The sequence below is a fragment of the Photobacterium sanguinicancri genome (assembly GCF_024346675.1).
GTDB classification, from domain to species: domain Bacteria; phylum Pseudomonadota; class Gammaproteobacteria; order Enterobacterales; family Vibrionaceae; genus Photobacterium; species Photobacterium sanguinicancri.
The window spans coordinates 601347-618415 of the sequence record NZ_AP024850.1 but is presented as its reverse complement, the minus strand read 5'-3'; the positions used below and the strand labels follow the sequence as shown (position 1 = coordinate 618415).

Genomic DNA, 17069 nt, shown 5'->3' with positions numbered 1-17069 from the left:
TTGTAAAAAGCAGGTCAGTATTTTGTAAAGAGTATCAAGAAAGGTACCGCCCACCATCAGGACGATAATGATCAAACAATAATGCAGTGCTATTGAGTACGTCGATCGTAAATACTTCCGACTTCTTCTTTTTGGCCCGCAGCCCCACCAGCATTTAATCCAGCACTAACAATTGCGCTAATGGTCGACACACCATAATCCGTAAGGGAGAAGTCGGTGCCGACAGGTGAAGTGCCTCCCCAGCAAATATCTGTTGATCCTGTCGTGCCAGTGGCTGCCTTGTGGTCAATCATTGAGGTGTTCGCATCATCAATACACCCGCCAGTCCTCTTGGTCACGCCTTTTAAACTCTTAGGATCCACATCAATCCCTATCGCAAATAAATTCAGCTTAGGGTAATCGCTCTTAATCTTCTCACACAGCCCATGATCACTCAGTTTTTTTAATATATTAGAGTGATCGATCACCTGACCATTCTTATAGCGCAAATTATCACTGGCTCTTGGTCGATCTCCACCGCCTAAAATAACGACCATCGTCGACTGTTTGTCCTTGTCTCCATGATGATGGTAATCATTCAGTGCCTGTAAAATGCCTTGATATGATGCACTCCAACCACCAATGTAACTTCCAGGCTTATGCGCACTATTTTGCGTAATCGGTGAATTAGAAGTAAATGAATTAATTAACCCTAAATATCCACCTACCTTATTTTTTTCTGTATTGAACTTAGGGTTTGTAATCGATACCGTCATAAAGTTACCACGACAAAGGCGATTATCAGGAAACGCCATTAAGTTTGATTCTCGTGATGTGTCAGCTAAAGCATTACGGCCCGCAATAGAATTAACGGTTTCCCAATAATCGATATGCTTCTCAGCATCAGGCAACCATTGGCCAATCTTGTCTTGAGTGTTATAGGTTTCATTCACATAAGTACCAAGAGCGTCTTGACGGTTTAACGCCTCTCCCATCGTCAACCATTTAATGCTGGAGTGATTCCAATCTATTTCACCAAACCCTTTATCAACGCCAAGGCCATTAATGCTGTTTTCTTCACTTGCACTGTAAAAATCAAGGTGGTTTTGGCAGAGCGGCAAATTACCACTTCCAGACTGATCATTTGAAAAATTTGATGTACGGGTATCAAATGGAAATACTGCGACATTCCCCTCAATTGGCTCAATATCTTCTTTACTCTTATCTACCGAGATCCCTTGCTTACGATTAATAAATTCATGAGCTAATTGGTGAGCGATAAATAATTTTGCTGTTTGGTGTTTATAGATATTACTACCCGGATATTTAATCTGGCAGGTATTACTGTTCATATTAAGGGAATGATCCATAACTAAAAAAGCATCACTCACCCCGGACTTAATCGCAACTTTTTTAGCCGCGGCAAAATTACTTATATTCTGAGTTTCATCAAATGAGGGCGCATCTGGCATATTCATCCACGAATCATGTTGAGTCGACGCCGTCACTTTGTATTGAAGAAATTCAACATCTTGCTGCTTACCACCGATCTCAATCGTCTCTTCACCGCTTCGATAGTGAATATTCAATTGTGGTAAAGAGGTGCTGGCATCTGGCAAATAACTACGGGCAACTTGCGTAACATATGCCTGGTTTCTTTCATCTTCAGATTGTTTTGCTTCTTGTGCTGCCAATAATAAAGAGGCCGTTTCAAGGGCATCCCCCAAGCGGGCTTTATTATTAAGATAACGTGCCCCTTCAACGCCCAAGGCCGTTAAGCTTGCGAGAGCAATAAAGACTAAGACAAACCAAATTGCAGCAACGCCAGATTGCTTACTATAATTTTGCATCGTGCTAGCGCCCCACGTTAATGCTTGAAGATTGAATGACTAACGCCCCTTCTTCTGCACCAGAAAAAGTATAAAACAGGTTTGGGCTCTCATAACAAATAGTGACTCGATACATTGGCATATAACGTTTTTTATTGGTGTATGGCGTTAATGCTTTAAATTCCGAAGAAGGAGGGGGATTACAATTCAATTGTTTATTGCCTAAATGAAAAGACTTAAGTTGCTTCACTGTGGCAGGCGTATTCGCATTACTAGCACTATCAAAAGTTACGCCTTCAACGATAACGGCATATTTATCGTTATTAAATCCAGCTCGTTGTCGAGTCAGGTTACTTCTCACGATTCGATCGATTTGTTCTGCATCTTGTCTACTCAGTTCTTCGCGAACATTATCAGCATGAGAATATAACGCCGTACGATCTCGCACTATATTTGCCATAGAGTAACTTAAATTATCTAACTCACCTTGAATCGTCATCTTTGCTGCTAAATCACCCGCGAACATCATGCACATCGCAAGAGCACCAACAACAAAGGTCAATTCAATTGCAACTGAACCCGTTTGGTTAGTTATTTTTTTATTACTATGAGTAAACATACCTTAAGACTCTCGACGGCCGTATTCTTGCACCGCAATCACTTCCCGCTTAATTGGGAATGACGTGTAGTCACCAAGAGTAATTAATGGCTTGTAATTAAAAGTTATAAGATAAGAGGCAATCGGCGCAGAGGCGATACTTTGATTCATTAGCTGGCGCTCTCCCACTAAAGCATCAATATTAGGATACTGCTTCATATCTACCGTGAGTTCACTGTCATGATTTAATGCTCCCCATAATGAAAAAGCATTTTCACTTAATACTTCTTCAAAGTATTTTTCAAACTCGGATTCAGTTTCAAAATGGCGAACTTTGACATCTCGCGTCGCTTCTGAGGCTGCAAAATTTACAACGGCAACAGTATAATTCCTCAGCCCTATATCCATAATCATTACAGTCATAAACCATAACACTATGAACCCAAGGGCAAATTCAATACTTGCAACCCCTTTCTGTAAACGATGACTGCGCTTCATATCCACACCTGCACATTTCATTTAGAAATGTCTGCCGAAACCAATTCAGTCAAATTAATGACACCACTAAGGTTTATTTTACAAATTTTGCAATGCGAAACAAGGCTGTGAATATAACGCTAAATAATGCATTTAAATAAAAATAGCTCAGGGATAATTTCAGTTATAACGACGAGATAAGTAAACGTATGATTTTAAAATGATTATTATTGTAAAAGATGATCATCTATAAAAAACAGAGACCGTAAGATAACGCTAAGGCATTGAGAAAGAAGATAAAAAATATATTAAATCAGGCTATTAGAACTAAAAATAGAGTCAATTATAACTCAATTAATGAAGTATTTAAGAGCGTATTAATCGCTTTGAAAATATAGAAATTAATACCGGTAGAATAGGCTTGTTACTGTGGCACATCTATTATATTTAGATAATGTCTGATTTTATACCTACAAGGTCTGTCGACGAAACATTGAAATATAATGTGACGGTGACTGCCGAATAAAGTCACCGGATAAATATGAGTAAACGTAGAGCTCATCACCAAACTGATAGCGCAGCGTATCGCCATCCCAATCATAATGAGTACTTACCACGCGTCCATTAACATAAACACCATCAGGGCGGAGTTCAAAACTATCAGATGCGTAATCAGCCACCGCTTGTTCGGTCCAAACCCCAACAATATTAGCTGGCGGCTCTGGCAGTAACCACGCTGATGAAACAACCCCAGTTGTCATCAGACCCACTAAGGTCGTCCCGCAACTAATCACCCCTAGTAAGAAGGTCGTTTGCAGGCGCTTTTTTGCTACTTTCTGTTTGGAAATGGCTTTAGTCATAACTTGGTCAAAAAACTATTAACGTCTAACCTTTATCTACTCGATACATTAAGTATCACGTTCGATAAAAAAATAATTATTCACTAATCGATAACGAGATCTTGAAGCAAAAAAAATAATTGGCCACACTGGGCTATCGAAAGTCACACATGGATGTTTAACTTTGAAAAATCGTGGTACAGAACTTGTCAAAGGATTCCGCCAATCAGCGCCCTACGTTAACGCACACGCAGGCAAGACAATTGTAATCATGCTGGGTGGTGAAGCCATAAGTGATGCTAATTTTACTAATATCGTTAATGATATTGCATTGTTAAACAGCCTCGGCCAACGTATTGTCGTGGTTTATGGCGCTCGTCCACAAATCAATTCACTACTCGGCATTCATGGTTATTCAACACCATACCATCAGGGTGTTCGGGTTACTGATGAATCGGCTCTGAATATAGTGAAGCAAGCCGCAGGGCTTCTTCAGCTTGATATTACCGCTCGATTTTCCATGGGGCTAAACAATACCCCAATGGCAGGCTCACAGATCAATGTCGTCAGTGGCAACTTTATCATCGCCCAACCCTTAGGTATCAATGATGGGGTTGATTACGTCCATAGTGGCCGTATTCGCCGTATCGACTGTGATGGTATTCATCGTCAACTCGATCAAAATGCCATTGTCTTACTTGGCCCTGTTGCGAGCTCTGTTACGGGTGAATGTTTTAACCTTACCTCTGAAGAAGTAGCGACACAATTAGCGATAAAGTTAAAGGCCGATAAGCTCATTGGCTTTTGTTCTGAGCAAGGTGTGATCGATCTCCAAAATAATGTCATTTCAGAGTTACTGCCCAATGAAGCTGAAACTGAACTACAACGCTTAGTGTCAGCAGAGCAAGATGGGTGTGGGACGGCACGTTTTTTACGCGGCGCGATCAGTGCCTGTCGTGCTGGTGTGCCACGTAGCCACTTAATTAGCTACAAAGAAGACGGGGCTTTAATCCAAGAACTCTTTTCTTTAGATGGCATTGGTACTCAGATCGTGATGGCGAGTGCTGAAAAAGTACGTTCAGCTGGCATTGATGATATCGGGGGGATCTTAGATCTTATTCGGCCACTAGAGCAACAAGGTATTTTAGTTCGTCGTTCACGTGAACAGCTAGAACAGGAAATTGAGCTCTTTACCATTATTGAGCGTGATGGGTTGATCATTAGTTGTGCAGCACTCTACCCTTTCCCTGAAGACAAAATTGCCGAGATGGCTTGTGTGGCGGTACACCCTGATTTTCGCGATGGCGATCGCGGCGCATTACTACTGAACCGCCTCCGTCAACAAGCCAAAGAACAAGGCCTTAAGCAGTTGTTTGTATTAACCACCCAAAGCTTACATTGGTTTAGGGAACAAGGCTTTATAGAGTCCAAGGTCGATCAACTCCCCATGGAAAAACAAGCCCTCTATAACTTCCAACGTCGTTCTAAAATTCTCACCTTAGCGTTATAACTTTTAGATCAACAACGCCAGCACAAGCTGGCGTTGTCAGTGATTTTAACCAGTAAGAACGAGCAGTGACTTAGTTAGGTTGATATTAGCTTAATAAACTCGCTAACCCACTGGCACGCTCAGTACAAATACGTACCGCGCGTGTCACAACATCGGGCTGGGCGAAAAAGTGTAATCGAGCTTTAGCGCGTGTCACGCCGGTATATACCAACTCACGCGTTAAGATCGGGCTGTAATCTTTCGGCAACACCATCAAGGTATCAGCAAATTCTGAGCCTTGTGATTTATGGACTGTCATCGCATACACAGTGTCATGCTCGGGTAATCGGCTCGGTAACACCCCATAGATACTGCCATCTGGCATTTCGAAATACACTCGCAAACGAGGTGTGCTTGCACCTTCATTTAGGCTATTACTGGGCTCGTACATCGCGATACCAATGTCACCGTTATACAAACCTAAACCATGATCGTTGCGAGTAATCATCACAGGGCGGCCAAGATACCAAGTATCATCACTGGTACTGATTTTACCTGCGCGCTCTAACCCTCGCTCAATACGCTGGTTTAAGCCTTGTACCCCAAAGTCACCTTCTCGCAATGCACACAATAAACGTACTTGTGAAAATGCGGCAAGCACGTCAGAAGGTGAGGCCTGCTGCTCAATTAAGTCTAAATAATCACGGTAGAAATTCACCGTCATTTTGATCAGCGTTTGGTAGTTATCAGTCGATAGCGGGTAATTGCGAATATCCGCAAAACCTTGCTGCCAAACACGATCAACAAGCTGAGGTTTACCACTATTAATGGCTCTCGCTAACTGGCCAATCCCCGATTTAGCGTGGAAACGGTAGCTCTTTCGCAACATACACAAACTATCAGCAACGGGGCTAACATTTTGTTGCGCCGATGATAACTGATACCCAGTAAGCTGGTTCAGTTGTGCTGCTTGTTGTGGACTATAGCCTTGTTCGATAAAGCCACAAATATCGCCAAGTACAGCGCCTGCTTCAACCGATGCTAGCTGGTCTTTATCACCCAACAAAATCAATTTTGCATGTGGCGGCAATGCATCAAGCAAGCGTGCCATCATAGGTAAATCAATCATCGAGGCTTCATCAACCACCAGCACATCCAAGTGCAATGGGTTATCACGATTATGACGAAAATCGACACTATTTGGGATTGCACCTAATAAACGGTGAATGGTACTCGACTGCGTCGGGATATTTTCTTTGACTATCGCATCCACCGATAATGATTTCACCGCCGAGCCAATAGATTCCGTCAAACGTGCAGCGGCTTTACCGGTCGGCGCAACTAATTTAATGGCAGGCGCTTCTACACCCGCCGCTAAATCGACCTGCATCACCAAGGCTGCCAACAACTTAGCCACAGTGGTGGTTTTACCTGTACCAGGCCCTCCCGATATAACCGAAAACTGGCGCGTTAACGCCATAGCCGCTGCCACTTTTTGCCAATTCAAACAGGCTGAAGTGGGTACTAACTTATCTAATGCAGCCAAATCACCAATTTGCGTCGCTTGCTGTAATACAGCATCAATTTCGGGCCAATTCAGTAAAGCGGGTGCTATCACATCTAGCTTATCGCAAACCTGCTCTTGGCGGGCTTGTGCCGTGTCTGTCTCACTGCCTTTAAATACCGCCAATGCTTCGTATAAGTAACCATATGTACGAGGGAATAGCGCATCAAGCACAGCTGCCATATCACCCTCTAGCAGACTGGCAGCAGGCGCTTGCGCTGTATGCGTGAGTTTCTGTGCGACAATTTTCTCAAAATGCCAGTAACGATGCAGATAGAGGCGCTGGTCAGTAAGTACTAACGGTGTAGCCTTTGCCCCATCAGAGACCACAGGTAAATTGGATAAAATAGCCGCCCAACAGTCAAATTCAGGGAGGCCTTCAAGTAAACCAACCGAATACTTGATCGGTAAGTCCATCACTCGCTTAGTGCTTTTTTCATCCAGCTCTAAACACACGTTACCCTTGCCTAATTCATGGCTCACCCATGCAGCAAGCAAAGCGACCAAGTCGTGATGCTCACTATGCGACTCACCGACTCGCTGCGCGATAAACTTAGCAAACTGATAATCGAGCGGGCGCAGTACACCTGACTGAGTAAGATCCTGTAATCGCTTAAGCATCAATTTGCTCTCCATCAATCAGCTGTTCCAATTCTGTAAGTAGTTGCTCACTTGGTCTTGCATGGAAAATACCACTGTCACTGCCCGCTTCAATACCGCGTAAGAATAAGTAATACACCCCACCAAAATGGGTTTCATAGTCATAGTTAGGAATACGGCTACGCAAGAAACGTTGCAATGCCAACGCATAAATTTGGTACTGTAAATCATAACGGTGATCGCGCATTGCTTCGACCAACTGCTGGCCGCGGTATACCGATGGATCATCACCTAAGTGGTTAGATTTCCAATCGAGAACATAATATTTACCTTGGTGTTCAAACACTAAATCGATAAAGCCTTTTAGCATGCCACTAACGGTCGCAAAACCCAGATCGCCCGCTTTGGCAGATACCTCATCATGTTTAGCAATCACCTTGGTTAACATAGGGGCAGCCAGTAACTCGATCGGCAGTAAGAATTCCATTTCAGTTAAGCGTTGCGCTGGCGTTTTTTCCCCTAAACGCATCGCGTCGCCGTCTAATGAACACTGCAATACGTCACGGATCAATTGCTGTAATACAGGTAACCATTCCAACTCATAGTTTTCTTTTTGCAGTAGCTCCGTCAAGGTCGCCACGGTTTCAGGGCTATCAACAGGCGCGGTAAATTCAATTTCTTCAAAGACGGTATGTAAGAAAGTGCCTGGTCGCGCACCACGCGGGAAAGTATAAATGGAGTATTCAGGCTCCAACTCTAAAGCGTGATCATCATCTGATGATGCCGTATCTGCCGCAGCTTCTATTGCCGAATCCGTATCAAAACCCGGTAAATCAAAGCTACTGTCATACGAATTGTGGTGGCCTTGTTTAACCAAACTTGAATAGCTGGTCATCCACCAGTTTCGCTCAATGCTGGCGCTAAATTGACTGGCCGTTAACGCAGGCGTGTCCCCTTCAGCGGGTTGCCACTTATCACTCGGTAATATCGGCGGCTCTGCCACCGTGATAGCAGGGAGGCTTTCCGCTAACTTCGCCAGCGCGATCTCCAGATCACTGATGCCACCTTCTTGGCCATTTTGTACCAAGTAACCCATTGCTGATTGGTGTAAGCCTGTCGGCTCTTTGGTGCTGCGGCCATTACGAATCGGCGCCATACCCACAAAACAACCGTATACCGCCCGCGTTAATGCCACATAGATCAAACGTAAATCTTCGGCTAAGCGCTCTTTATCTGCTTTTTCTAGTGAATCAGCCTGCTTAGTAATATCTAGAATGGTCAGGTTTTGCTGATCATCATGGTATTTCGCTTCACTTGCGGCGCGATAGCTACAAACAAAGGGCATAAATACCAGATCGTATTCCAACCCTTTAGATTTATGGATAGTCACGATCTGAACCAAATTACGCTCAGACTCTAATCGTTGGATTTGATCGTCAGCATTGCCGTTAGGTTCAGCAACATGCTCTGCTAACCAGCGTAATAAGCCATAGTCGCTATCAAGCGTTTGGCTGGCTTGTTGTAATAACTCGCCAATGTGCAGCAAGTCAGTCAATCGACGCTCGCCGCCCTCTTCAGCCAATAAGCGCTCAGCAATCGCATTTCGGCTCATCACGGCGCGAAGCATTGGCATCACACCACGACTAAGCCATAACTTGCGGTAATCTCTAAATTCAGTAACCGCAGTTTCCCAGCGGGTTTCATCGTTATTTAATAAATCTAAATCCGCCGCAGTATAAGCAAACAAGCTCGACGCTAACGCTGCCCGTAGCGCTCGTTCATTTTCAGGGGTTAATACCGCTTGTAATAATCGCTGAATATCGGCCGCTTCTGCACTGCCAAACACGCTATCACGGTTAGATAAATACACACTGGCGATGCCTTGTTCAGCAAGGGCTTGGCGGACTAGCTTACCTTCACTCCCCGTGCGCACCAAAACGGCAATATCGCCCGCTTGAATCGATTTCTTGTGGTCTTTATCTTGGAAATAGGCACTATCTTGCTGCGATTGAGTCAAAATATCTTGGATTTTAGCGGCCGTCGCCTCCGCCATTACCTCTTGGTAATTACCTTTGGTGACAGGTTTGCCATCCAAGCTATCTTGATGCCAAAACGTCAGTGCATGCTGCACTTGACCATCTAACCACCAGCTACGATCTGGCGCTTTAGGGCTATGAGCGACCGATAAAAACTGAATATCTTGGTCATACATAAATGGGCTATCAGGATGTTCAAATACCTGATTGACCGAAGCGATCATATCGGCGGTTGAGCGCCAGTTTGTCCCTAAAGTGTAGTGATCAGTTACCTGACGGCGCGCTTGAATATAGGTAAAAATATCGGCGCCACGAAACGCATAGATAGCCTGTTTCGGATCACCGATCATAAACAAACCACAGCCACTTTGTGTCGCCGTATCTGTAGTGTAAATATTGCTAAAAATACTGTATTGCAGCGGATCGGTATCTTGGAATTCATCGATCATCGCCACTGGGTACTGGCTGCGAATACGATCAACGAGTAAATCATCACTGTCGTTATCAATCGCTGCCGACAATTGTGTCAGCAAATCATCAAACGATAACCAACCTTTACGTTGCTTGGCCTGCGCCAGTAATTCTCGACACTCAGCAATCGCATGAGCTAACAGTGGATCACGCAAGTTAGCAGGGTTATCCAATAACTCAGCAACCGCGGCAAACACCGCATGTTCTGGCGGGTTGTCTTTCGATTTTTCAATCAAGGTCTGCTGATGGAAACGTTCAAGCTTATCGGGCAAGTCATAGTTCACCGTTGGCGTTGCTGCCCACTGTGACACTTGCTCTAACCAAGTCGGTAAACTTTTTTTGGTATAGCTGCGTTTGTTGACCCCAGAACCCGCAATCAAAGGTTCGAGATCACTTTGGTGTTCACGCCACTGGGCTTTAAAGCCATCCAAGCGTTGCAGATTTTCTTGGTGAAGATCGGCCAAAGATTCCGTCATCGCATCAACGCTGAGCTTCACCGGCGCACCGGTTAAACTGCCACCTAAATCCTTCAATAAGGCCGCAGGGGATGACCAAATATTGCGAACTTCTTGCGCTAATGCATGCGGTAAATGATAAAAAGCACGACGCCAATAATCCGCTGAAACCATACTTTTTAGCTGGCTTTCATCGGTCACAAATTCATTGTTAAAACGACTGCCCGATTCAAATGCATTTTGGGTCAGCATCCGCTGACAAAAACCGTGAATGGTATAGATCGCCGCTTCGTCCATTTGACGCTCGGCTTGTAATAAAATTTGCGCGGCCGTTTTATGATCTTGAATCTCTTCAAGCAAAGGTTGGATCACAGGATCGTTACTCACCCCACGGCTAAACGCCAAACGTGCATCATGAATACGGGCTCGAATACGATCCCGTAGCTCTGCAGTTGCGGCTTCTGTAAAGGTCACAACCAGGATCTGATCAACATTTAGCTCACAGCCATGTCGGCTATCAACGCTGCCATGGCCCAGCAATAAACGTAAATACAAGCTGGCGATGGTAAATGTTTTCCCCGTACCTGCTGAGGCTTCAATTAAACGCGCACCATGAAGAGGGAACGTCATCGGGTGCAGTGTATTTGCGTTATTATTCATCCCCGCCATCCTTCTCTGTCATAGCTCTGATTGTAATGAGTAAATGGGTTGGCGCCGCCAACCAAGTGCTTACGCTAGGTAATATCTTTGGTGTCATCAAGGTTCACCTTGCTGAATATCCGCCGTTAACATTTGTCTGGTTACTCATCACGATCAAGTGTGATCAATAACTTAGAAATAAACGTTAGCTTGCTTGAATAAGTTTTCTTTCTATCAATGTGAGAGTTTTCTCACAGTTTAACGCCATCGCTTTGGTTAGTATCGCAGCCAGAAACATGGTCACCTCTGGACCGGTGGTCGTACAGCAAACACCCTACAAATAAGAATGATTTGCTGACGGCCACACTACTTCCTGCCTACTCTTCGACTTTTTCACTATTTAATACCGCACCTTGCAATATTCGACTAGCAAGCTGTGACGCATCATTGGCTAAATTATCATCCCAGTTAGGCCATACTCGCGCGATATAACTGTCTGCGCCTTCACCTGCAAATAAGTAACCATCATTGAAAGTATCAGCCATTTTCTTCAACGCTTTTTGGATTGTCTCGTCGTCGTCTTTGAAACTACCATCGCGTCCGATCCTTGCTTGGATCCCTGCCAACGCTGTTTTAGGGAAATACGCTAATGGCTGATTTAAGCCATCAAAATACAGCTCAATAATGTCTTGTAGGTACTGGCGTGCGGTCTCGGCATCAATCGGGAGCAAGCGACGATATTCATCGTTACCAATCAAGTGCGTGCTCTTCTGAGCCTGAACTTGGTTTGGATTTGAGCTTTGCGGCTGCATTGCCGCCAAGCAGAGGTGATCTATCCATGCAATAAGCAGATCTTGAGCGCGTATTTTGCCACTGCGATAACGTACCAAACCGGATTGATAACCTTGTTTTAGCCAACCTTGTAGGTTCACCTTGTGACCTTGATAACTAAAGATTAAATCAACTTCCTGATCATCCAAAGGAGCATGAATTAACGGGAAAATCTGCTCGGTGAGTGCCAACACATCATTGCGGGTGATCTCTAAATCTAAATCCCCAAACGCTGCAACAGGTAAACGACCTGCCGCTTTTTGTTGTGCCGAAAATTCATCAAAGACAGCGCTTTCATCTTGGTTTACTAACTTGGCATCCAGTAATTGTTGTAACAACTGCTCACGCATTAAATAACCGTCTAAACCGTTAAGCGTGAAAGGTTCGTCATCTTCGATGATCCCCATTGGTGGCTCAAAAAAGACTTTTAAACGACGATTAAAGAAGTAACGCACAGGTAAACGCCAAAAACGTTGTAGCTCTGATAAATCAAGTTCTAGCACTTTATCGTCAGCAAAAGGTTCAGATTCAAGCGCCGACAATTGAAAGGCTTGACCAGCCTGACCTTTACGCTCTGCGGCAGGTAACCATTCAACCGCATAACTGGCCTTGTCACCTTCAAAAGCACTCGGGCTAAACGGCACCAAAGGGTGAAAATGATTCAAGTGTTGCTTGATGTTGTCCGCTGATTGATCGACGGGTAATGCCTCATCGCCCGCAAGACAATAGCCTTGCTGGCAATATTCCACCAGCTCACTCACCAGCACTGACGGGACTTTCTCGGTATTATCTTGGATAGAACGGCCAACATAGCTGATATACAGCGTTTGCTGCGCAGATTGAATAGCTTCTAAAAATAGATAACGGTCATCATCACGACGAGAGCGATCACCAGCTCTAGTGCGACCATCCATCAAATCAAACCCTTCCGCAGGCATACTACGAGGATAAGCACCGTCGTTCATTCCTAACAAGCTCACCACTTTGAATGGAATGGAGCGCATTGGCATCAAGGTACAGAAGTTCACTTGGCCAGCCAAAAAGCGCTGACTCACACGCTCACCAGATAATTTACCTGTTAGGTATTCGGTCAAGACGCGTGGGGAAATAGGCGCATTGTAATGCGCATCATCCAGTTGTTCTTGCAGACGATGTAAAGACTCCCGAATTGATTTAAGTACCAGTTCGCCGTCAATATCGACCGCAAAGCAGTCATCCAGCAACTGATTCAAAATCTGGGTCCAATCAGTCACTGATTGTGATTGAGCCAAACAGTGGCGATAATCAATTAACTTGTCGATAAAACTGGCTAACTGGCCAGCAATTTCAGCATCGAGACCCTGCACTTCTTCATAAGCAGAGATACCATCAAACAAGCCAGCCTCGTACGGCATCGCATAGCCCAATAACATCCGCTGGATGCCAAACAACCAGGTGTTTTGTTGCTGTGCAGGCAAATCGAATTGGCCAGCGGTTTGGCTATCAAGCCCCCAACGTACACCAACTTCTTCGATCCAGCGTTTTACTTTCTCGAAACTATCACTATCAAAGCCAAACCTGGCCATAACAGCAGGAACTTCTAACAGTTCGAGTAATTCAGAGGCTTGGCAACGACTTTCAGGCAATGTCAGTAAGCGTAAGAAAGCCAACAGAATCGGGTTTTCTTGCTCGGCAGTACGGTCAGAGATCGAAAATGGAATATAACGATTACCCGGAGCATTGCCAAATACCGCTTGAATCGCAGGACTATAAGCATTGATATCTGACACCATCACGATGACATCGCGTGGTTTTAGGCTGCTATCAGCATCGAACATCGCCAATAGCTTGTCATGCAGAACTTCCACTTCACGCATAGGGCTGTGGCAAGCATGAATAGAAAGTGATTGATCATCTAACATCACCGCCAGTTTGTGGTGACTTGAATCTAAAATATCGTCGTTTTGGCGATCTTCTAAATTCAGAATATCGGCTTGGATCGAATGCAGCAGTGAATCACGCTCAATGTCCGCGAAGGCTTCAATTTCATTGGCCTGCATTTCGGACATTAAGAATAAATTATCGCGGCCAAGTTTACCCATAGAGGCCAACAAGCTATTGCCGACAGCATCGGTATGAAACTCATCAAGCACATTATCTTCAATGCTGCCTTTGAGCTGCTCTGCCATATCACCCTGTTCGCTGTGATCATCTAGCCATTTAACTTGTAGACGATTCTTCGCGGCTAACCGCGCAAGGTATTTACGGTCACGCACTTCGCCCCAGTAATAACGACAAGGGTTAGTGAACATCAAATGGACATCAATGTGCTCACCGAGTGCAGCTAACGCATCCATATAACGCGGCGGCAACGATGAGATACCAAATACAAACAAACGCTTTGGCAAGCCTTCAGGTAATTCACCTTCAGCAGCACTGGCGGCGTAGTTCGTGAGGGTCTCGATAAAATGATCATAAAGGTTGGCACGATGATACGGCGACTGCCCCAAAGCTAATGTCTGATCATATAGTGCTTGCCATAAGATAGGCTGCCACGGGTGATCGTCGCCCAGCTCTTTAACGGTTTCGCCCGCTTCCCACTGCTGTACCCATTCAGGACGGTATACCAAGTATTGGTCGAAGATATCTGCAATTTTCTCTGCCAATTGGTAAATTTTCAAACCGTCTTCATCGCCCTCTAAATAGCGCTTAAGAGGTTCAAACTCATCAAGATCTAACTGCTGTGGTAGCACCTCCATCAATTTCCATGTCATCGACTCTTTGTTGAATGCACTACGCGCAGGCACATCACTCAACACTTTGGTGAACATAGTCCAAATGAAAGTAGCAGGCAGCGGGAATTCAATGTTGGCAGCAATGCCGAAGGACTTGGCTAATTCTAATTTTAACCACTGTGACATCCCTGGGCTTTGTACCAAGATTTGCTCTTGTTCAAACGGGTTATCCAGTGGCTGCAAGCGAATGAGTTCAACCAGAAGGGATTTCAGCACGTCGAGCTGATTGGAGTGATAGACAGTAAACACGCAGATATCTCACACAAAAGAGAAAGTTATAGGAATTGTCTACCAATAGAGGGAATGCAGCAAATAGAAAGGTATTGAATAAGCCACATTATTTACTGCAAACGCCAAACAGATTGTTACCTGTCTAGCGTTTGCTCAATATAGATGGCTAATGATGTTCACAGCCTAAGACTCAAACTTGTTGAGACTGAAGTTGAGGGTGAAATAAACGGCTGATAGGACGGTAATGAGCAAGGTAACGCACCGCAACATAACTCACGATAACAGTCGCAATTACTAACTCAATTTGGCCCAAGAGAAATACCTGCTGTACGTACTCACTGCTAAAACCAAACGTTGTCATCCAAGCCGCTGATTTAAATAATGCCGTTGCACTGATCACGATAGGGAAAGTAAAAGCCGCGTAACCCGCACTGAATGGCAAACGCAGTAAGCGATAAAAAGCCACATAAATCACAAAAGTCATCAGCACGGCGATCCCAATCAGTAAGCCAATCACCACAGGTGAAGGAACAGCAGTCACCGTTAGGTAACCCGCCAGTGATAGGCTTGCAGGCGCCGCCATAATCGCAATCGTCGGTTTCGCATTGTCATGAATCTCATGACTGAAAATTAAACGGTAAATCATCAGTGGCAACATAACGGCATAGGCAACCATACCAAACACCAACAAACCTTGCGCTAAGGGTAATAGCTCGCCGCCAGGAAACGCGACATCCGCAACTATGATACCCACAGGTGGAACAAACCAACTTGGCACCATGTGGTGTAATTCAAAATCGACCGCACGGTGATAAATAAAGAGTGCTAGAAACGCCACATGTAATGCCACGGCAAAGAGCCATAAGCCTTGGCTGAATACAGGGTAAAACTGACCGAGCGCCTTCGATACCACCATGGTTGCCATCGCATAGGTCGGTACAACGCTTCCAACGACAGGGTGAGAAAGATCAGTCCATAGCATTTTAGGGTGGAAGATAAATTTAACCGTAAGAATCAATAGCAATACAGCCGCAATACCCGCGCCAATTTGTTGGCCCAAACCACCTAAATCTGCCACGTTTTCCCAACACCAACCAAGGCTAGCAATACCTAATGCTAATCCTGCCATTGGGGTTGGCGCCCCTGCTACTTTACGTTTTGTCGCTTTAATCATGACATTTCTCCACCAGCCAATTCATGGGCTGAGAACACACTCTGAACACAAAATGGAGTGTATCGAACTCTATTGTTTTATAATAACTGAATATATTTAACCTAAGGTTAAGTCATGCTTAACAATATAACTTGCATTATATTAGCAACTTTTGGTGTATGAGAATATGGCCCATCCTATTGCATTAAAGCAGCTCAATGCTTTTGTCACTGTTGCCCAAGAAGGCACCATTACCGCTGCAGCTGAAAAGCTATTCCTTTCAAAACCAGCGGTAAGTATGGCGCTGGCAGAGCTAGAAAAGCAGCTTGATCATAAGTTATTTGATCGTAACAACAATCGCTTAATCATTAACGAACAGGGGAAGCGTTTACTGCCTTTAGCCGATGAGTTACTTGCTCGAAGCCAAACTATCGAACAATTATTTAATCAAACAGGCCCAGCAACAGGGCAACTACGGATTGGATCAAGCGATACTGTGGGTAACCAACTCACCCCTTTTTTACTACGCGATTTTCGCCAACATGCAAAACATGATGATCAATCTTTGTTTATCTCTAATACCAGCCAGATCTGCCACATGCTCAGTGAGTTTGAGTTGGATGTGGGATTGGTGGAAGGCAAGGTCCAACAAGCCGATTTGATGATCGAGCCTTGGTTAGCCGATGAAATGGTAGTGGTTTGCCACCCAAATCACCCTCTGACCCAGATAAAAAATCTACAAGTAAGCGATTTAGAGCATTCAGAATGGATTTTACGAGAAGCAGGTTCAGGCACCCGCGAGTTCTTTCTAAACCGCATTGCGCCGCGCCTGGAATATTGGCACCAAGCGTTTGAGCTCAACACCACTGAAGCTATTATCAACTGCTGCGCTGCGGGGCTCGGCGTGACGTGTTTGTCTAAATTTGCTGTCCAACATGCCGTTAATGATCACCGCTTAGTGATTCTGCCACTGCCGCTCGATATGCAGCGTCAGTATTGGCTGCTATACCATAAAGAAAAATACCAAAGCCCATTAATGGAAATGTTCTTATCCTTCGCGCAACAATGGCATTTCTCTCAATAGAGCTAGAACCTTGCAATGCC

At 44.7% G+C, this 17069-nt stretch carries 11 protein-coding genes; 3 read left to right on the top strand and 8 right to left on the bottom strand.

Annotated features, from left to right (window positions below):
- Positions 1-89: 89 nt before the first annotated feature.
- From OCU87_RS03070 to OCU87_RS03055, 4 genes are all read right to left on the bottom strand, one after another.
- Positions 90-1829 carry a TadE/TadG family type IV pilus assembly protein gene (locus OCU87_RS03070; protein ID WP_261857812.1) on the bottom strand — a complete coding sequence of 580 codons (1740 nt, stop codon included), beginning with the start codon at positions 1827-1829 and terminating at the stop codon, positions 90-92.
- A 4-nt stretch (positions 1830-1833) separates the two neighbouring features.
- On the bottom strand, positions 1834-2427 hold the full coding sequence (tadF, locus tag OCU87_RS03065; RefSeq protein WP_062688890.1) for a tight adherence pilus pseudopilin TadF: 594 nt from the start codon (positions 2425-2427) through the stop codon (positions 1834-1836).
- Between the two features lie 3 nt (positions 2428-2430).
- Positions 2431-2904 (bottom strand): TadE/TadG family type IV pilus assembly protein, encoded by a 474-nt coding sequence (locus OCU87_RS03060; protein ID WP_062688892.1) that lies wholly within the window; start codon positions 2902-2904, stop codon positions 2431-2433.
- 449 nt (positions 2905-3353) lie between these two features.
- Complete coding sequence (locus OCU87_RS03055) at positions 3354-3743, bottom strand: DUF2850 domain-containing protein (RefSeq protein WP_094957525.1); 390 nt, start codon at positions 3741-3743, stop codon at positions 3354-3356.
- A 163-nt stretch (positions 3744-3906) separates the two neighbouring features.
- On the opposite strand from OCU87_RS03055, the gene argA reads away from it, so the two are divergent.
- Entirely contained in the window at positions 3907-5232 is a 1326-nt protein-coding gene (gene argA, locus OCU87_RS03050) for an amino-acid N-acetyltransferase (RefSeq protein WP_094957524.1), read from the top strand.
- 85 nt (positions 5233-5317) lie between these two features.
- On the opposite strand, the gene recD is transcribed toward argA, so the two are convergent.
- Positions 5318-7396 (bottom strand): exodeoxyribonuclease V subunit alpha, encoded by a 2079-nt coding sequence (gene recD / locus OCU87_RS03045; protein WP_261857811.1) that lies wholly within the window; start codon positions 7394-7396, stop codon positions 5318-5320.
- Positions 7389-10997, bottom strand: coding sequence for an exodeoxyribonuclease V subunit beta (gene recB, locus OCU87_RS03040; protein ID WP_261857810.1), 3609 nt, complete (start codon positions 10995-10997; stop codon positions 7389-7391). The genes recD and recB overlap by 8 nt, the downstream gene beginning before the upstream one ends.
- 35 nt (positions 10998-11032) lie before the next feature.
- On the opposite strand from recB, the gene OCU87_RS03035 reads away from it, so the two are divergent.
- Positions 11033-11167, top strand: coding sequence for a hypothetical protein (locus OCU87_RS03035; RefSeq protein ID WP_261857809.1), 135 nt, complete (start codon positions 11033-11035; stop codon positions 11165-11167).
- 186 nt (positions 11168-11353) lie between these two features.
- On the opposite strand, the gene recC is transcribed toward OCU87_RS03035, so the two are convergent.
- Together recC and OCU87_RS03025 are read right to left on the bottom strand one after the other, a co-directional pair.
- The gene (gene recC, locus OCU87_RS03030) at positions 11354-14830 is read right to left on the bottom strand and encodes an exodeoxyribonuclease V subunit gamma (RefSeq protein ID WP_261857808.1); all 3477 of its coding nucleotides are present in this window, start codon (positions 14828-14830) and stop codon (positions 11354-11356) included.
- A gap of 172 nt (positions 14831-15002) precedes the next feature.
- On the bottom strand, positions 15003-15986 hold the full coding sequence (locus OCU87_RS03025) for a TDT family transporter (protein WP_261857807.1): 984 nt from the start codon (positions 15984-15986) through the stop codon (positions 15003-15005).
- A 166-nt stretch (positions 15987-16152) separates the two neighbouring features.
- Here OCU87_RS03025 and OCU87_RS03020 point away from each other — a divergent pair, with 166 nt between their 5' ends.
- Positions 16153-17049 (top strand): LysR substrate-binding domain-containing protein, encoded by an 897-nt coding sequence (locus OCU87_RS03020; RefSeq protein WP_062688901.1) that lies wholly within the window; start codon positions 16153-16155, stop codon positions 17047-17049.
- Positions 17050-17069 lie beyond the last annotated feature (20 nt).